Source organism: Pseudoalteromonas sp. SR45-4, from assembly GCF_014163535.1.
In the GTDB taxonomy this organism is placed as follows: Bacteria; Pseudomonadota; Gammaproteobacteria; order Enterobacterales; family Alteromonadaceae; genus Pseudoalteromonas; species Pseudoalteromonas nigrifaciens.
The window spans coordinates 55,045-72,817 of record NZ_JACJDO010000006.1; the positions used below are offsets into that span (position 1 = coordinate 55,045).

The 17,773-nt window shown below is 39.8% G+C and carries 14 protein-coding genes and 1 pseudogene; 8 read left to right on the forward strand and 7 right to left on the reverse strand.

Features of this window, described 5'->3' with window-relative positions; all coding sequences use genetic code 11:
• The first annotated feature begins 20 nt into the window (after positions 1–20).
• Entirely contained in the window at positions 21–614 is a 594-nt protein-coding gene (locus H5058_RS04455; protein ID WP_182677129.1) for a DUF2238 domain-containing protein, read from the forward strand.
• Between the two features lie 28 nt (positions 615–642).
• On the opposite strand, the gene H5058_RS04460 is transcribed toward H5058_RS04455, so the two are convergent.
• The gene (locus H5058_RS04460) at positions 643–816 is read right to left on the reverse strand and encodes a DUF6435 family protein (protein ID WP_182677052.1); all 174 of its coding nucleotides are present in this window, start codon (positions 814–816) and stop codon (positions 643–645) included.
• Between the two features lie 227 nt (positions 817–1,043).
• On the opposite strand from H5058_RS04460, the gene H5058_RS04465 reads away from it, so the two are divergent.
• From H5058_RS04465 to H5058_RS04475, 3 genes are all read left to right on the forward strand, one after another.
• Positions 1,044–2,087, forward strand: coding sequence for a flavin reductase family protein (locus tag H5058_RS04465; RefSeq protein ID WP_182677054.1), 1,044 nt, complete (start codon positions 1,044–1,046; stop codon positions 2,085–2,087).
• Positions 2,084–3,136 (forward strand): acyl-CoA desaturase, encoded by a 1,053-nt coding sequence (locus H5058_RS04470; protein WP_182677056.1) that lies wholly within the window; start codon positions 2,084–2,086, stop codon positions 3,134–3,136. The genes H5058_RS04465 and H5058_RS04470 overlap by 4 nt, the downstream gene beginning before the upstream one ends.
• A 224-nt stretch (positions 3,137–3,360) precedes the next feature.
• Positions 3,361–4,362 carry a branched-chain amino acid aminotransferase gene (locus H5058_RS04475; RefSeq protein WP_254910712.1) on the forward strand — a complete coding sequence of 334 codons (1,002 nt, stop codon included), beginning with the start codon at positions 3,361–3,363 and terminating at the stop codon, positions 4,360–4,362.
• Between the two features lie 109 nt (positions 4,363–4,471).
• Here H5058_RS04475 and H5058_RS04480 read toward each other — a convergent pair whose 3' ends face one another.
• Both H5058_RS04480 and H5058_RS04485 read right to left on the reverse strand, forming a co-directional pair.
• Positions 4,472–7,054 carry a TonB-dependent siderophore receptor gene (locus H5058_RS04480; RefSeq protein ID WP_011327954.1) on the reverse strand — a complete coding sequence of 861 codons (2,583 nt, stop codon included), beginning with the start codon at positions 7,052–7,054 and terminating at the stop codon, positions 4,472–4,474.
• 217 nt (positions 7,055–7,271) lie between these two features.
• Positions 7,272–7,580, reverse strand: a complete 309-nt coding sequence (locus H5058_RS04485; protein WP_011327955.1) for a DUF962 domain-containing protein — start codon at positions 7,578–7,580, stop codon at positions 7,272–7,274.
• A gap of 158 nt (positions 7,581–7,738) precedes the next feature.
• Here H5058_RS04485 and H5058_RS04490 point away from each other — a divergent pair, with 158 nt between their 5' ends.
• Positions 7,739–9,895, forward strand: a complete 2,157-nt coding sequence (locus H5058_RS04490) for a prolyl oligopeptidase family protein (protein WP_182677058.1) — start codon at positions 7,739–7,741, stop codon at positions 9,893–9,895.
• Positions 9,896–9,982: 87 nt separating this feature from the next.
• Here H5058_RS04490 and H5058_RS04495 read toward each other — a convergent pair whose 3' ends face one another.
• Positions 9,983–11,275: an anti-phage deoxyguanosine triphosphatase gene (locus H5058_RS04495; RefSeq protein WP_182677060.1), complete on the reverse strand. Its 1,293-nt coding sequence runs from the start codon at positions 11,273–11,275 to the stop codon at positions 9,983–9,985.
• 186 nt (positions 11,276–11,461) lie between these two features.
• Between H5058_RS04495 and H5058_RS04500 the strand changes: the two genes are divergently transcribed.
• Together H5058_RS04500 and H5058_RS04505 are read left to right on the forward strand one after the other, a co-directional pair.
• Complete coding sequence (locus tag H5058_RS04500) at positions 11,462–12,271, forward strand: glucosaminidase domain-containing protein (RefSeq protein ID WP_089368164.1); 810 nt, start codon at positions 11,462–11,464, stop codon at positions 12,269–12,271.
• Complete coding sequence (locus H5058_RS04505; RefSeq protein WP_182677062.1) at positions 12,264–12,932, forward strand: DUF2987 domain-containing protein; 669 nt, start codon at positions 12,264–12,266, stop codon at positions 12,930–12,932. The genes H5058_RS04500 and H5058_RS04505 overlap by 8 nt, the downstream gene beginning before the upstream one ends.
• Before the next feature lie 232 nt (positions 12,933–13,164).
• On the opposite strand, the gene H5058_RS04510 is transcribed toward H5058_RS04505, so the two are convergent.
• Positions 13,165–14,343 carry a GGDEF domain-containing protein gene (locus tag H5058_RS04510; RefSeq protein WP_182677064.1) on the reverse strand — a complete coding sequence of 393 codons (1,179 nt, stop codon included), beginning with the start codon at positions 14,341–14,343 and terminating at the stop codon, positions 13,165–13,167.
• Positions 14,344–14,483: 140 nt separating this feature from the next.
• Complete coding sequence (locus tag H5058_RS04515) at positions 14,484–15,374, reverse strand: TIGR01777 family oxidoreductase (protein ID WP_182677066.1); 891 nt, start codon at positions 15,372–15,374, stop codon at positions 14,484–14,486.
• A gap of 172 nt (positions 15,375–15,546) precedes the next feature.
• Between H5058_RS04515 and H5058_RS04520 the strand changes: the two genes are divergently transcribed.
• The gene (locus H5058_RS04520; RefSeq protein WP_182677068.1) at positions 15,547–16,581 is read left to right on the forward strand and encodes an AI-2E family transporter; all 1,035 of its coding nucleotides are present in this window, start codon (positions 15,547–15,549) and stop codon (positions 16,579–16,581) included.
• A gap of 50 nt (positions 16,582–16,631) precedes the next feature.
• Here H5058_RS04520 and H5058_RS04525 read toward each other — a convergent pair.
• A pseudogene (locus H5058_RS04525) lies at positions 16,632–17,725 on the reverse strand (flavin monoamine oxidase family protein).
• Between the last annotated feature and the right edge of the window lie 48 nt (positions 17,726–17,773).

Genomic DNA, 17,773 nt, shown 5'->3' on the forward strand with positions numbered 1-17,773 from the left:
AGTTGAGTATAAAAATGATAATAAAGTATATATGGCTCGGATTATTTTTTAGCGTGCTGATCTGGTCGGGCATAAACCCAAAAGATCAATTTACTTGGTTTTTAGAAGTGCTACCAGCCATTATTGGTGTGGTAATTATGCTTGGCACCTATAAACAATTTAAGTTAACCCTTATTTTATATTGGTTTATTCTAGCGCATTGTATTGTGTTGATGGTAGGCGGTCATTACACCTATGCTGAAGTACCGCTATTCGATAATTTATTTGGCAGTGAGCGCAATAACTACGACAAAGTAGGGCACTTTTTTCAGGGTTTTGTACCTGCATTACTAGCACGCGAAATTTTACTGCGTAAAAATGTAGTTAATGGCAAAGGGTGGCTCATTACGTTTATTATTTCGATATGCTTAGCCTTTAGTGCTTTTTATGAGCTACTAGAGTGGTGGGTGGCATTGTTGAGCGGCGAAAATGCCGAAGCATTTTTAGGCACCCAAGGTTATATTTGGGATACCCAATCAGATATGGGATTAGCACTATTAGGTGCTATTTGCTCGCTGCTAGTACTTTCTAAAGTACACGACAAGCAGCTAAAACAGCCTAAAAACGATTTGTAATAATCTTTCTTCAACGCTAAGAAGTATATTACTTTTCAGCGTTTATTTTTTCTATTTCACTCCAAATTTTTTCGGCCTCGGCGCTTAACATAGCGTAGCTTTTAATATCGCCTTTACGCTGTGCCTGCATGCCTTGCTCTAATTTTGCGTCGTACTCTTTGCGTAGTTTTTTGCTTGGATCTGATTTAAATATCGAAAACATGCTTACTCTCTTAATTACTTTTAATGTATTTGCTTGATTGAGTATACATACGATGCCGCGTGGAAAATCGATTATTAAAGTATAAATTAGTCCTGCAGCTAAATATTGAATAATTACTCTAACAGGGTTGAAATCACAAATATTGAGCGTACACTTGTGCGCTGAAAGTTTGGGCGCACACGTGTAAGCCCAAGGTGTTTTGAATCGCAATAGAGAATTAAGTGCTTATGATCACGCAAATATTAGATCAATTTTCAAAATGGTTTTTACACCATCAAAGTTTTGCCAGTTATATAGAGCCAATTATGCAGGTGTTTAAACCCGCATGGCGCGCAGGGCAATATAGAGCCCAAGTAGTTGACGCAGTTACCCTTAATGGCAATTTTTTAAGTGTGCAACTTAAACCAAGTAAGCAATGGCCTAAGCATACTGCTGGGCAGCATATAAGTTTAACCCTTGAAATTAACGGGCGATTATTAACGCGTGTTTTTACTGTGGCTTCAAGCGCTCAGCAATTTAAAAACACAGGCTTAGTGCGTTTACTAATCAAAACAAATCCACAAGGGCGTTTTACAAGTTTACTAAATAACACCTTAAAAGCGGGTTTGTGGTGCAGTATTTCTGCGCCAAATGGCGACTTTGTATTTAAAAACACACATACACCGGCCACTTTTATTGCTGGTGGGTCGGGCATTACCCCCATGCTGGCTATGCTTGATGATTACCTAAGCCAAACCACGCAAAAGGTGTTGTTAGTGTATTACGCAAAAGTAACTGAGCATCAATGTGTTGATGAGTTGGGTGAACTGGCGGCGCAGTTTGAGCATTTTTCGTTTTTATTATTAACGCGCGAGCAATCAAGCGATATAACCTGCAATATTAAACCATGGGAAAACCCCGATATTTATTGCTGTGGCCCTACAGCCTTTATGCAAACGGTAAGTGATTTTGCTAAAAAGCATGATTTAAATTACTACCAAGAAGCATTTGGTTTAGCGTTGCCGAGCTTAAAAGGCGATAGCCAATTTAATGTGAAAATTAACAGTGGCGCGCATGTGGTGTTGGGCAACGATGTTTTGCTGACTCAGTTTGAAGAAAAAAAGCTACCCGTTAAACGCGGTTGCGGCATTGGTATTTGCCATCAGTGCCAATGTATTAAAAAGTCAGGCGTGGTACGCAATTTAAAAACCGGTGAATTAAGTGATAGCGGCGAGCAGTTAATTCAACTTTGCGTAAGCCAAGCGGTAAGTGATTTGGAGCTACAATTATGAAAACCATTAACTTTGAGCAATTAGAAAAAGAATTAAATGCCATAAAAATGGACACCCTTGGCAAAGTAGGCCAGCAAGATGCTGATTATATTCGCGCTGTTGTACGTAAACAGCGAGTATGCGAATGGAGCGGGCGTATTTTACTTATGCTTGGTTTTATTGTGCCATTACTTTGGGTTGTCGGTGTGCTGTTACTCGCCCTTGCTAAAATTTTAGATAATATGGAAATTGGCCACAATGTAATGCATGGCCAGTACGATTGGATGAACGACAAGCAACTTAATTCACAAAACTATGAATGGGACATAGCCTGCGATGGACAAAGTTGGCACCGAGTGCATAACTTTGAGCACCACACATACACCAATATTATAGGTAAAGACCGCGATTTTGGTTATGGCTTATTAAGGTTAAGTGACGATTTTAAATGGCGTTTAAAAAACACGTGGCAATTTATAACCTATTTAAATTTAAGTGTGTTGTTTCAATGGGGAGTGTCGTATCACGAACTGGCAGGCGAGCGCGTGTTTATAGGTAAAAAGAAGCCACACCGCGATGGTGCCGTATTGCATAGCACCTTAAAACAGCGCTTTTTTAGTAAAGGCGCGCGCCAATTAATTAAAGATTATGTGATATTTCCGTTACTTGCTGGGCCATTATTTTTGTGGGTATTAGCGGGTAACTTAGTAGCAAATTTAATTCGTAACTTATGGACGTCGACCATTATATTTTGTGGTCACTTTACTGAGCAAACCGAAACCTTTAAAGAACAAGACTGTGTAAACGAAAGCCAAGGGCAGTGGTATTACCGCCAAGTATTGGGCTCGTCAAATATTAAAGGGCCGCGTTGGTTTCATGTATTAACCGGGCATTTGAGTTTTCAAATTGAGCATCACTTATTTCCAGATATGCCTTCGTCGCGTTATCAAGAAGTGGCACCGCAAGTACAAGCAGTATTGCAAAAACAAGGCATTGCCTACAATACGGGAGGGTTTTTTAGTCAATATGCCTCGGTGTTAAAGCGTATATTTCGGTATTCTTTTAAATAATGATTAATAAAGTAGCTGTAACGGTAATGCCTGCATTAAATAATCGGTTAGCGTAAAGGCGTTAGCTGATTATTGCATTAAAGTGTTGTAAATGGCTTTTTTGATTAAATAACCACCACTACATGCAAAAAACTCTTCTAATTAATTTAAAAACAGGCTGTTTTGCTATGGTTAAGTAGTAGTTGGTTGTCATACAATGGAGAAAAATAGACCACACAAGAGAGATTAAAATGGCCGCATTTGGTACTGTGTTTATGCCGCAGATGATTCAAGCTCGTTTTTCTGATAATAAATGGAGCGAAAGCTCAATTGTCCCTTCTGATAAGCTTGAACTGCATCCTGGCGCTCACGTTTTACATTATTCAAGCACATGTTTTGAAGGCTTAAAAGCCTTTCGCCATGAAGATGGCTCAGTCTATATTTTTAGAATGGATGCAAACATTGCGCGCATGCAGCAGAGTTCTGAATTGCTTAGTTTACCAAGTGTTGATGGCGAGATGCTAAAAACCATGATTATTGATATTGTGCGCCAATATGCAGATGAAACGCCTTTACCACCGGGCTCTATGTATATTCGCCCAACGCATATTGGTACTGAAGCCGCAATTGGTAAAGCCGCTGCGCCTTCAATGAGCTCATTGCTATATACCTTGTTATCGCCAGTAGGTGATTACTTTAGTGGCGGTGCAACGGCACTGCGCGTATTACTTGAAGAAGATGGTATGCGCTGTGCGCCGCACATGGGCATGATAAAAAGTGGTGGCAACTACGCCAGTGCACTAGGACCAATTTCAGCAGCACGTACTAAGCATCAGGCTGATCAAATTTTATTTTGTCCAGGTGGCGACGTACAAGAAACCGGTGCAGCTAACTTTATTTTAATTGATGGCAACGAAATTATTACTAAAGCGCTCGATAGCACATTTTTACATGGTGTTACCCGTAATAGTATTTTAACCATAGCTAAAGACTTAGGTATGACGGTAAGCGAGCGTAACTTTAGTGTTACTGAGCTTTTAGAGCGCGCAGCTAAACCGGGCACTGAAGCAGCACTTTCGGGTACTGCGGCAGTATTAACACCAGTGGGCACGTTTATTCATAATGATAAAGAATACCAAGTTGGTAACGGCGAAGCTGGCCCAACTACGGCGCGCCTGCGCCAAGCATTGAACGATATTCAATGGGGTAAAACTGCAGATACACACGGTTGGTTAACTAAAATTTAGTTTTTAATTTAACCCACTAAAAAGCCACCTAATTAACTTTAATTAGGTGGCTTTTGTATTTTTGCTATTTAATTAGCGCTTAGGTTAAATAGCTTTAAACCTTAGCGGATTAAAATCTCATTTCTATTTTGCCGTAAACGTAGCGGCCATTAAAACCAAATGGCGAAAAGCTTGAGTACGAAAATAAACGTGAGAATGTAGTTACGTCATCAACTAGGTCGCGGGTTGGATCTGGGTATACATCAAAAATATTATTAGCACCTAAGCTTACCGATACATTGTCAGTTACTGCGTAGGCTACATCTAAATCGGTGATCCATTTAGGTTTTAAAACTTCGTTACGCTGTGCAATATCCGATGGATCTTGGGTTTCGCCGTAGCGAGTATTTCGTAAGGTGGCGCGCCAATCATCCATAGTCCAAACCGCGCTTAAGTTATATTTATTACGCGGGGTACTTACTTCAAAGCGACGTAGTTCGTTACCAGAAAATAAGTTGTCTTGATCAAACCCAGCGCCTTGCAGCTCTGCAGGTGGGGCAATAATGTCTGTTACTTGGTTTTTGCCATAGTTAAAGCCTAAATTAAATGCTACATCGCCGTAGTTATCTGTAATTAGGTTATATGATGCAACCACATCAACACCGCGAGTTTTACTATCAATAGCGTTTAAGAAAAATCGTCCTTGATTAGCCCCTGTACCTTCGAGTAAATCGGCAATAGCAGCGCCAGATAAGTTATTCGACAGTACAATACGGTCATCAATAAGTATTTGATAGTAATCTACCGATAAGCTGAAATTAAAGTCGGTTGACCAAGTAAAGCCTATTCCATAGTTGGTGGCTTCTTCGGCATCTAGGCCAGGTGATCCGAGTGCTTTTGCAACGTTACTGCTGGGTGCAAAAGTACCGGTTTGTGTGGGTTCACCATCAACAAATACAGTAGCAACTGAAGTAAAATGTTGTTGCTGTAGCGAAGGCGCTCTAAAACCGGTTGATACTGAGGCGCGCAGCGCTAAATCTTCGGTTAGTGTATAACGTGTGGCAATTTTACCGTTTAAGGTATCACCAAAGTCAGAGTAATCTTCGTAACGCGCTGCAACGGTTAAGTTCCAGTTGTCGGTAATGTAGGCTTCTAAATCTACGTATAAGCTTACATTATGGCGGCTGTTATCGCTTGCCGATTCAGGGGTAAAACCAGGGAACACTTGCGAGCCTGCTGAACCAAATGGGCCGTTCACTGGATCGGTTACTGCACCACCAGGGCCAAATGTGCCTTGGGCATAAGAGGCTTCTTCGCCTGCTTGAATTTCGTAGCCTTCGCGGCGGTACTCAGCACCTACAGCAATGTTTAAGCCGCTGGCTAAAAAGTCGACATCAACCTCGCGGCTAAAATCAACATTAAGCGTAAGTTGGTCGTAGGTAAGTGTACCGGCATCAAAACGTGTTTGGCTGCTTGGCCCATACGAGGTATTTACGCTATCTATTACACCAAATTCAAAGTCATCTAGCCCGTATACGGCAGATACATCGTAATTCCACTCACTCACAAAGCCTTTAACGCCCAATGCGAGAGAAAAGTCATTTATATCAGAGGTGATAACCGGTAAAAAGCCGTCGGGGTAAATTTCGGTGACGTTACGATCATCTTGCGCGCGGCGGTAAAAACCTCCACCTTCGCCTTCACGTTTACTATAAGAGCCAAAAGAATACAGTTCAGCGTTATTTGTTAGCTCATATCCTGCGTTATAAAAAACAGAAAAGTCTTCTACATTACCATTACCAAAATTATGATTGTAGCGATCCCAGGTTAACTCGCGTGGATCGAGTGCGCCATTTACGGAGCCATCATCTAAACGAGCGTAGTTTTCACGTTGGTCGTAGTCAGAGCGATTGGTTGAATGACGATCGCGATATTCGGTAGATATATTTAAAAAACCATTATCGCCTAGCTCAAATCCCATATTGCCTTGCAGTGTTAACGTTTGACCATCGGTTAATGAACGGTCGCTCCCTTCGTTAAAGGCTAAATTACCATTGGCATCTTCTGATACCGATTTAAGTTCAGGCACGCCATCCATTTCGGTCATGTTTGCGCCATATATAGCCGATACAGAACCGCCACTACTGGCACTTTTAAGTACAATATTAATAACACCGGCTATTGCGTCGGATCCATATTGTGCAGCAGCGCCATCACGCAGTACCTCAATTCGGGCAATAGCATTGGCCGGAATAGCATTTAAATCAACCGATGATGAGCCTCGACCCGTTGAGCCATTTAAATTAAGTAGCGCATTACTATGACGGCGCTTACCATTAACAAGGACTAAGGTATGATCGGGTGCTAAACCACGCAGTTGAGCTGGGCGTACATGGTCACTACCATCGGTAAGTGATGCTTGCGGAAAGTTAAAGCTAGGCAGTAAGCTACTAAGCAGGGCGTTGGTTTCGGTTTGGCCTGAGTTTTTAAGCGAATCGGCACCAATAATATCAATTGGAACTGGGCTGTCCTCTACAGTTCGGCCTAGTCGGCGCGAGCCAATAACACTAATTTGTTCAATATTTGCCTCGGCTTGGGTGTCTTGCTCAGCAGCAGATGCGTACATAGAGCCCAGTAATGCCGCCGATACGCTTAGCGCGCACACAGTGAGTGGCGTTGATTTTTGCAGTTTTAATAATAATTTATTATTCATGTTGATTCCCTCATTCAAAAACGCAGTAAATTAGTTCAGTTAAATTTGCAGTAACAATTGAGCTAATTAAAATTACAGCTTTTAACATATACCCAAGCAGCAAAGGCAGTCAATTGAATAACATTCAATAAACATAATGTTTACTTGAAAGTGAGGGATTAATGATAGAAATTTATTTTATTAGCTATAACTCACTACATTGTTTACTAGATATAACTCACCACTTTATTTTTCCAATGAGCATATCTTTAAACATAACCCAGTCGCCCCACAAACTGTAAAAAGGGTGCTTGAAGGTAGCGGGTCTGTTTTTTTCAAAAAAGAAATGCCCAACCCAGGCAAAACCATAGCCAATTACAGGTAACAACCACAATAAAGGGTATTGCGATTTAAGCACCGCTACGCCAATAACAAAAAGTACTAAAGTGCTGCCAATAAAGTGCAAGCGTCGGCACGTAATATTGCGATGCTCTGTTAAGTAGTAGGGGTAAAATGCTTTAAAGCTATTAAATTTAGGGCTGGGCATGTACTGCTCTTATTTATTAATGCTGTGTAATCTTATTAAAGCCTAAGTTTACACTTGTTTACAGCGACAAGTGGTATTGAACGTATCTAGGTAGACAAACTTGCTTAAAGTTAATAACTTAGGCCTACTATTAAAAATCAATAATAATGGAACGATAAATGTTTAAACAAACCCTAGCATGTGCTGTTCTTGTAGCACTTAGTGGCTGTTCAGAGCCAGCTAATACCGCAACTAATAAAGAAGCTAAAGCACCTATGAGCCAAGCAAATTCAGTAAACTACCCTGTAACTAAAAAGGGTAATGTAGTAGATAACTACTTTGGCGAAACACTGGCCGACCCATATCGCTGGTTAGAAGATGATATGAGCGCAGAGACTGCCAATTGGGTTAAAGCACAAAACAAGGTAACCTTTTCGTATTTAGAGCAAATTCCTTATCGCGATAAGTTAAAGCAGCGTCTTGAAAAGTTAATGAATTACGAAAAAATAGGCGCTCCCTTTACCGAGGGCGATTACACCTATTTTTATAAAAACGATGGCCTGCAAAACCAGTATGTTTTATACCGCAGTAAAGAGGGCGGTGACGTTGAGGTGTTTTTAGATCCAAACACGTTTAGCGACGATGGCACTACGTCTATGTCGGGGTTGTCGTTTTCAAAAGATGGCTCATTACTCGCGTATCAAATATCGGAAGGCGGCAGTGATTGGCGCAAAATTATTATTATAGACACGCAAACTAAAGAGCAAGTGGAGCAGGCTTTAGTTGATGTGAAATTTAGTGGCATAGACTGGTTAGGCAACGAGGGTTTTTATTATTCTAGCTACGATAAACCTGAAGGCAGTGAGTTGTCGGCTAAAACCGATCAACATAAAGTGTACTATCACACTTTAGGATCAGATCAAGCAACCGATAAGCTGGTATTTGGCGCAACCGATGAGCAAAAACATCGTTATGTAGGAGCAGATGTAACGCATGATGGCCGTTATTTACTTATTTCGGCTAGTACTTCTACTTCGGGTAATAAGCTATTTATTAAAGACTTAACTCAAAAAGACAGCGAGTTTGTGACTATTGTAGGAAACACAGACTCAGATACATCGGTTATTGATAACGAAGGTAGTAAGCTGTTTTTAGTGACTAACTTAAATGCCCCAAATCAAAAAGTAGTGACGGTAGATGCAGCTGATCCTGGCCCGCAAAACTGGCAAGACTTTATTCCCGAAACCAAAAATGTATTAAAACTGACTAAAGGCGGCGATACCTTTTTTGCAAATTACATGGTTGATGCTATTTCAAAAGTGAAACAGTACAACAAAAAGGGAGAGCTAATTCGCGATATTACCTTGCCGGGTGTGGGCACAGCGGGTGGCTTTAGTGGCAAAAAAGAGCAAACAACGCTGTATTACTCTTTTACCAATTACAAAACCCCAGGAACGACCTATACGTTTGATGTAACTACAGGGGAGTCGGGTGTTTATCGTAAATCTGGCGTTGATTTTAATAGTGACGATTACACCTCTGAGCAAGTGTTTTATAACTCAAAAGACGGCACTAAAGTACCTATGATAATTACCTACAAAAACGGTATAAAGTTAGATGGTTCAAACCCAACTATTTTATACGGTTATGGCGGGTTTAATATTAGCTTAACGCCAAGCTTTAGCCCAACTACTGCCGCGTGGCTTGAACAAGGCGGCGTGTATACGGTGGCCAATATTCGCGGTGGTGGTGAGTATGGGAAAGAGTGGCACAATGCAGGCACTAAATTACAAAAACAAAATGTATTTGATGACTTTATTGCCGCAGCTGAGTATTTACAAAGCAAAAAGTACACATCTAAACAGCGTTTAGCTCTGCGTGGTGGCTCAAATGGTGGCTTATTGGTAGGCGCAGTTATGACCCAGCGACCTGACTTGTTTCAAGTGGCGCTGCCGGCTGTAGGCGTACTCGATATGCTGCGTTACCATACATTTACTGCAGGCGCAGGCTGGGCGTACGATTATGGAACCAGTGAGCAAAGCAAAGAAATGTTTACTTATATAAAAAACTATTCACCGCTGCATAATGTAAAAGCGGGCATAGAATACCCTGCAACTATGATAACAACAGGGGATCATGACGATAGAGTAGTGCCTTCGCACTCATTTAAATTTGCTGCGCAGTTACAAGCTAAACAAGCCGGTGCAAACCCTACTCTTATTCGTATTGAAACAAACGCCGGACATGGTGCAGGCACACCAACGAGTAAAATTATTGATTTGTACGCCGATATGTATGGCTTTACGCTTTATAACATGGGAGTTAAGTCACTTTAATTACGACCTTTTAAAAGTGAAGTAACCACAAAAAAACCGAGTAAATAAACTTACTCGGTTTTTTATTAATCGTTTATAAGCCACTCATTATTGAACGGGTGAAAACAGCCGTTGATAGGTTTTATAGGCGTATTCATCACTCATACCACTGAGGTAATCGCAAATAATACGCATACCTTGGTTTTGTTTTTGCGCCTCTATGTACTGGGCTTGCGTGGTTTCGGGTAATAACCGCAGCGGATCGCTGGCAAAAGCGGTAAATAATTCAATCAGTAGGTTTTGCCCTTTAAACTCAATTTGTTGCATTTTAGGGTTGCGAATTAAGCGCTGAAACACAAAGTGTTTAAGTATTTGCAGTACACTCTCGTACTGAGTTTCTAGCTTGGCTGTGTATTTTAAAATAGGGCATTCGAACGCTTCGTTTTGCACATCTAAATGAATATGAATGATAAAGGTATTAACCAGTTCGCCTATGGCATCTTTGCGCTCAAAATCATGCTTTGAAAACAGTCGTAAAGTGAGTGATTCAAGCATATCGTTTAACCAGCTAAAGTTAAGCGCCTGCAGTTGTGGTAAAGCATGGGTTTGCCAATCATCAAGAGTAAGTACTTTGGTGGCTATGGCATCTTCTAGGTCGTGTACCGCATAGGCTATATCGTCGGCGTGCTCCATTATGGCGCTATCGAGCGACTTATAGCTGGTTTTAGCGCGGTACTTATCTATTACCATGTGGTTACTTAACAAGCTTTTATCGTTTTGACTCAAGGGCTCTACTATCCAATTGAATATAGCCGCATCGTCGTTATATAAGCCTTTAGCTGGTCGCCAATCGTCTGCTTTAATAAATGCACGCTCAGGGTTTACTTTAGGGATAGTGTGCCAAAGCTTATTTATAAATGCAGGGTATTTTATAAAGCCCAATAAGGTGCGGCGGGTAAGGTTCATACCATGGCCGTCGCTGTATGGTTCAAGCTTGGCAACAATACGCAGCGTTTGCGCGTTGCCTTCAAAACCACCGTGATCGCGCATCATATAATTAAGTGCAATTTCGCCGCCATGACCAAACGGCGGGTGGCCAATGTCGTGTGCTAAGCATAGGGTTTCTAGTAATCCGGTTGACGGAAAATGGCTAAATTCGCTGTGTTGTACTTTTAAATGGCGCAGTATGCCGGTGCCAATTTGCGACACTTCTAATGAGTGAGTAAGGCGAGTACGGTAAAAGTCGTTTAAGCCAATACCCATAATTTGGGTTTTAGCTTGCAGACGCCTAAACGCAGCAGCATGAATAATACGTGAGCGATCAACCTGCCACGGTGAGCGATTATCATTAGGGCGGTGTTTATATTGTTCTATAATTCGGCTTTGCCACTGTTTGTCCATACTACTGACTCGTAATTAGTTAATAACGTTAGAATATACCCATGAACTATAAATTGCGAGTGCACACGTTGTACGGTATTTGCGCAGTTAGTGAAAGTTCGCCTTTATAAAGTGGCTTAGGTATAATAACGCTTCGTATGTATGTGCATTACCCATACATAATTTAAAGTTTTATTGAGAGAGTACATGTTAAAAAACATTATAAAGTTTATATTAGCCGCACTTTTTATTTGGGCACTGGCGTTTCCTTTTTTACAAAGTGACGAGAGTGGTTCAGATGAGCAAACAAGTTCAGAGCAATCTAAAAAGCAAAAGAAAAAAGAAAAACCGCTGCACAGTGTAACGCTACCAAAGTTTTCTGAGTTTGCGGATGTAAAAGATAAAAAGCGGGCATTTTTTAACTTTATTAAACCGCATGTAGAAGCCGAAAATAAAAAGATTTTACAACAACGCGCTAATTTAGAAATTGCTCGAATGATGCTTGAAAACGACTTACCGTTAGATGAAAAACAAAGCAATGATATTGTTAAAATATTAAAGTCGTACGACCTACCCACAACAATAGATAGCTTTACGCTTAAACAAGCACTTCGCCGTGTAGACGTGATCCCTAAAGAACTAGCCCTAATGCAAGCTGCTAATGAGTCTGCGTGGGGAACATCGCGATTTGCACGTATTGGCCTGAACTTTTTTGGCCAGTGGTGTTATTCAAAAGGCTGCGGTATGGTCCCTGGTAGACGCGATACCGGTGCTGCACATGAAGTGGCTGCGTTTAAGTCAGTGCGTGCTGCGGTTAGTTCTTACTTTAAAAATATAAACACCCATAATGCTTATAAAGAGCTGCGATCTATTCGCGAAAACTTACGTTTAGAACAACAACCCATAGCAGCAACATTATTAACGCAGGGTTTAATGTCGTATTCAGAACGTGGTGAAGCGTATATAGAAGAGCTAAACACTATGATTAACCAAAATAGAGCCTACTTTGATGAATAAAAGTGTATTAAATATAGTTACAGTATTGTCGTTAACACTACTGAGTGTTACCGCATTAAATGCCTCTGCTAGAGAGTTTGTAATGTCGTACGATGGCTTTTACGATCGCTTAAAAGTGGTTAATAAAGGTGATTTTCAATATGCGCGAGTTAATTTTTATATTAGCGATATTGGCACTAACGAAGCCTGTGCAATTAAAAGTGGCACAATTTTAACCGAAAATAACGAATACCCGCTCAATTACACCGAACAAGCGCAATTATTACTGCCTTTTGATAAGCAACTTGATACAGATAAAGCGGTTATTGTGGTGCAACCGCAAAATCCGGTACATGACTGTCAGTTAAAATTACAAATAGAAGCGAATGAACTTGAAGGTTTAAGCTTTACTAAACAGTCGTTATTTATTATACACACTGAACTTGACGAACTGTTGGCTGATTTATCGGGATTTTTTGTTAGCAAATTAATGTGGTTTTTATTACCAGAACAAAAAGGCGTAGTTGTTACCTTTAAAAAGCCAATGCATTTTGATGATGAAAGCATTGAGTGTAAAAAATCAGTGTGCTATTTCGCTGTTGCAGACAATTGGCAAGACGATACCAAAGAATTAGCTGATATAGCAGATGTTATAAAAGTAACACCTTGGATAACTAAATAAATATAATTTTATAAAAAATTATTTAAAGCGGCTTTTGCCGCTTTTTTATTTAGTAACCTTAACTCTGGTTAAGAGATTTACTAACGTATTGAATCATAGTTATATTTAGCTTTATTTTCTCTAGCCAGAGATTTTCAGTGAATTCAAAGCAGTTAGCGCTGAAAATAGCTGCTTGAGATAGGTTTATTATCCGCAGTTGAGGTTATTTAGTAACCTTAACTCTGGTTAAGTATTATATTGCGGACGTGTTGGCTTGCGAGAAGAGGGTGTGATCGTATTGGCTAACTACTTTGTCGCGGCCTGTTTCTTTTGCAAGGTATAGGTGTTTGTCGGCGTGTAATAATAGCTCTTTTAAATTTAGCTGGTTAATAGTGGTACTACTAACACCGGCACTAACAGACAGAGGAATGGATTGATCATTACAATAAAATGGTTGCTGACGAATATTAAAGCTTAATTGCTCTGCCAAGGTATTTGCTTGCTCAAGCGTATAACCATTAAGCAATACTGCAAACTCTTCTCCCCCAATTCGCGCTGTTATGCCAATATTCATAAATAATTGGCTGATATGTTGCGCTATCCATTTTAATGCTTGGTCGCCTACATCATGGCCATATTTATCGTTTACACGCTTAAAAAAATCTATATCTAACATAATTAAAGCAAGGGTATGATTTTTATCGGCTGTATTGGCTTTAATGTTTTTACAGGTAGAGAAAAATCCGCGGCGATTTAATAATTGCGTTAACGAATCATTGTTTGCCAAGTTAATCAGCTTAGATTCTGAATTTGCAAAAATAATAAAAGGCAAAATTAAAGCACAGAGTGTGGTAATAAAAAGGTGCGCTATTAATAGGATGTGTAACTGGGGCTTAAAGTCATCATTATTTGAGGTTATAAAGGGGAGCAACAATAAAATAACTTGTCCTAACATCACTAAGCTATGTGTTACTAAGCCTATTATAAGTAATCGTTGCTGTAATTTAGCAACGCAGTGTGTTTTTAATAAAATAAAAGCGCCGTATAAAAATAAAATGGCAACCATAAAGCTTGTTAATATTTGGCTTAAAACATGATTGTATACAAACACGAGTAATAAAGCGCACAAGCCATAAAGGTAAGCCAAAGGCGTTAAGTTTATTACAGCTTTGTTGTTAAACTTATTTAAGCCGATTACAAGTAATAGTGGGCTCAGTATAATAAATAGGTTTGCAAGGTAGTGAGTTAGCCATGGGAGGTTTAGCTGTTCTTTAAAGCTCACAAGTAAAATAGCAGTGGCAAACGAGATACAAGCACCACCAAATAACAAAAAGCTAGTTGTTTTTTTGTGCAGGTAAAAAGAAATAAACAGTATACCTATCAGTAAGTTGAAAATAAAAGATAGGCTAGTTATAGTTGGTAAGTGCAGCATGTTGTAAGTACTCTTAAATATAAAGTGGCAGAGCAATTCGCTGCGTCCGTGTATTATATACTGTTATAAAATTTTAAAAATCGTTGTAAAGCATTGTATTTATAACTAAATAAGTATTTATAAATGCTGAATGACTGTGCTTATACTAAACTCTCTAATGCCGAATCTATGTCAGAAAAGTGAAATCGGTAGTTATGCTCTAATGCTTTTTGGGGTAAAACATATTGTCCGGTAATGAGCAGATCAGCCATTTCGCCCATTAACAGCTTTAACACAAGCGCTGGCATAGGAATTAGAGCAGGACGAGATAACGCTTTACCTAAACTTTTGCTAAATACTTTACTACTTACAGGGTTTGGTGCCGTTGCATTAATAGGCCCAGTCATATTTTTATGTTTTATAATAAATAATATTAACTGCGTCATATCGTCAATATGGATCCACGACATACCTTGCTCGCCATTGGCAATAGGGCCGCCTAAACAGAGCTTAAACGCCGGTAGCATTTTGCTCAAAGCACCGCCTTTTTTTGCTAATACTATACCTGTGCGCAGTAAACACACGCGTGTACTAGTTGATTGAGCTGCTAATGCTGCGTTTTCCCAGTCTTTACAAAGCTGGTGGCTAAACTCATCGTGGGGTTTATTATTTTCTTCATCAATTGGGGTAATGCCTTGGCGACCATAAAAACCAACAGCGCTGCCTGATATAAACGTATGCGGTGGGGTATTGGATGCAGCGATTGCTGCAGATATTTGTTTTGTTAGCTCAATGCGGCTATCGCGAATAATCGATTTTTGCTTATCACTCCAGCGTTTATTTACAATGGGCTCACCTGCGAGGTTAATTACTACATCAACATTATTAAAATCAACCGCTTCTATGTTGGTAACTGCATTTATTTTATGCCCTAAAAGTACGTTTGCTTTTGTGGGGTTACGGCTTAGCACAGTAACACTATGATGATGGGTTAAAAAAGGACAAAGGTGTTGGCCAATTAAGCCAGTAGCTCCAGTAATAAAAATATGCATAACACAGCCTTATTTTTTAATTGCTAGCAAGTGTTTAAAATTTATACTCGCTAGTGCTTGGTTTTGCAAATTTATACGTGTAATGCAGTTTTATGATCACTTAGTAAATATTTCATTTTATTAGCTTTTGCCTTACACTAAAGCCTAATAAAAAATAATAAGGATCATAATATTGGCAAGTTTAACAGGGGTAAATAAAAGCTTAATTATTTTTGCTGCACTAGTTATTGTGCTCGCAGGGATCAAGTCGGCCAGCGCTATTATTATTCCCTTTATTTTAGCGGCATTTATTGCAATTATTTGCAGCCCGCTAATTAAATTTTTTGCTCGCTATCGTATTCCTAAAGGCATTGCTGTTATTTTTGTGGTGCTTATTATTGTAGGGCTAGGAGTCAGCCTTGGCGGCTTGGTAGGGCAGTCAGTTAACGATTTTTCGCAGCAACTTCCGCAGTTTAAAGTTAAATTAAAAGAAGAGTTTGTTTGGCTGGTTGATATAGCGTCGCAGTACAATATTTTAATTAATAAAGACCAAATATTATCTATGTTTGATCCAGGTAAACTGGTTGATGTTGCCACCAATATGCTCGCCAGCTTAGGAGGGGTAATGGCGAATATGTTTTTAATTATTTTAACCGTGGTTTTTATGCTATTTGAAGGGCCGTCACTTAATCATAAAATACATTCGGCGCTTAACGATCCTGATAAAAAAATGAAACAAATTAATCGCTTTTTAGACTCAATTAACTCTTATTTAGCCATTAAAACCTTAGTAAGCTTAGGAACGGGTATATTAGCTGCTGCTTTACTGTGGTTTTTAGATGTCGATTATTTTGTATTGTGGGGTGTATTAGCCTTTATGTTTAATTACATTCCAAATATCGGTTCAATTATTGCTGCTGTACCTGCGGTATTATTAGCACTTATAACGCAAGGCCCTTTAGTTGCTGGTTTAGTGGGAGCCGGATATTTAGTTATTAATACTGTGATGGGTAATATAGTAGAGCCTAAATTTTTAGGTAAAGGGCTTGGGCTTTCTACCTTAGTGGTGTTTTTGTCTTTGATATTTTGGGGCTGGTTATTAGGCTCTGTAGGTATGTTGCTGTCGGTACCTTTAACTATGATAGTTAAAATAGGGCTTGAGGCAAGTGACGAAGGCCGCTGGGTGGCAACATTACTAGGTACAGGCGAAGAGCTTACTGAAAACTAATTTATAGCAAAGTAGTATACTACTTTGCTATAAGCATAACTTTACGGCTATTAAACTTTTAAAGCATTAATAGCCGTATCTGCTGCGTTTATTGTACCTTCTAAATATCCTGCCTCTTGCTGCGCAAATTCACTGCCAACAAAATGAATATTTAAGTTAGCTAACTGTGAGCTTAGCCCCGAGTAGTTAAACTCTGGGTGTTGTGAAGGCCCTGTTTTATCATTTTCATTTGCTACATAGGGGTCAGCTGCCCAGTCTTTAATAAAATACCCCGTTGCCGCGTATACTTCATCGCCATAAAAATAAGCAAGTTGCTCTATACACGCTTGTTTTAATTGCTCAGTGCTTACTGTACTGCGCGTTGAATAAGGTACACCAATAAAGCCAAATAGGGCGGGGTGGCCATTATGACTGGCGCTTGCATCGTGAACTTCTACTAATGGCCCAACACGGCTAAAGCATTGCCCAGATAAGTTTTTATCACGCCAAAAAGCATGTTCAAAAGTTGCTATAAATTTAGCTTGGCCTGCCATCCATGTAGGCACTGCAGTTAAGCGATTTATAAGTGTTTGGTCAGCCCAAAGATCAGGAGTTAAGTGTTGGGTTATCATACGTGGGGGGAGCGCTGCAATTAGTTGCTTTGCGCTAAATTGCTTAACTTTGCCATTGTGGTTAGCGGTTATATGCCAGGTATTTTGTTGTTTATGTAATTTAACAACGTGATGCTCTGTTAGGATTGAAGCCGGATTAAGCTGCTCATACAAGGCTTTAATTAAGCTGTACATGCCGCCTGTTAATCTTAGTAGGTGCATTTCGCCTGCACCTGCTATTTGTTGCGGCTTTAGCGTTTGCGCTGCCTGATATAACACATCGCCTTGTATATATTGTGCAAATACAGGTAAGCATAATAACGAGATAAGTTGTTGAATTTTAGGTTGATGATCAAAAATCCAAGTAGGGCCTAAATCAAAGCTAATAGCACTATTGTGAGTGTCATGTGCTGCTTCAATTCGCCCGCCTAACTGTGGTTTGCTTCTAATAATAGGTGGGGAATATTGCGTTGCTGTAGCAGGTATGCACTATACAACCCAGCTAAGCCGCCGCCAATAATAATAACGGGTTCATTTGTAGTGGGTTTGCTCATAGTAACCTTTTATACCTTTGTGGTTTGCATTGTAAGGCGCTGGACTAT

What these genes read in the sequence shown, in the direction of transcription:
- H5058_RS04500 (WP_089368164.1), top strand. Translation starts at nt 11,462, where the DNA reads ATGTTAAAAAACATTATAAAGTTTATATTAGCCGCACTTTTTATTTGG.
- H5058_RS04515 (WP_182677066.1), bottom strand. Translation starts at nt 15,374, where the DNA reads ATGCATATTTTTATTACTGGAGCTACTGGCTTAATTGGCCAACACCTT.
- H5058_RS04485 (WP_011327955.1), bottom strand. Translation starts at nt 7,580, where the DNA reads ATGCCCAGCCCTAAATTTAATAGCTTTAAAGCATTTTACCCCTACTAC.
- H5058_RS04480 (WP_011327954.1), bottom strand. Translation starts at nt 7,054, where the DNA reads ATGAATAATAAATTATTATTAAAACTGCAAAAATCAACGCCACTCACT.
- H5058_RS04470 (WP_182677056.1), top strand. Translation starts at nt 2,084, where the DNA reads ATGAAAACCATTAACTTTGAGCAATTAGAAAAAGAATTAAATGCCATA.
- H5058_RS04465 (WP_182677054.1), top strand. Translation starts at nt 1,044, where the DNA reads ATGATCACGCAAATATTAGATCAATTTTCAAAATGGTTTTTACACCAT.
- H5058_RS04490 (WP_182677058.1), top strand. Translation starts at nt 7,739, where the DNA reads ATGTTTAAACAAACCCTAGCATGTGCTGTTCTTGTAGCACTTAGTGGC.
- H5058_RS04495 (WP_182677060.1), bottom strand. Translation starts at nt 11,275, where the DNA reads ATGGACAAACAGTGGCAAAGCCGAATTATAGAACAATATAAACACCGC.
- H5058_RS04460 (WP_182677052.1), bottom strand. Translation starts at nt 816, where the DNA reads ATGTTTTCGATATTTAAATCAGATCCAAGCAAAAAACTACGCAAAGAG.
- H5058_RS04505 (WP_182677062.1), top strand. Translation starts at nt 12,264, where the DNA reads ATGAATAAAAGTGTATTAAATATAGTTACAGTATTGTCGTTAACACTA.
- H5058_RS04510 (WP_182677064.1), bottom strand. Translation starts at nt 14,343, where the DNA reads ATGCTGCACTTACCAACTATAACTAGCCTATCTTTTATTTTCAACTTA.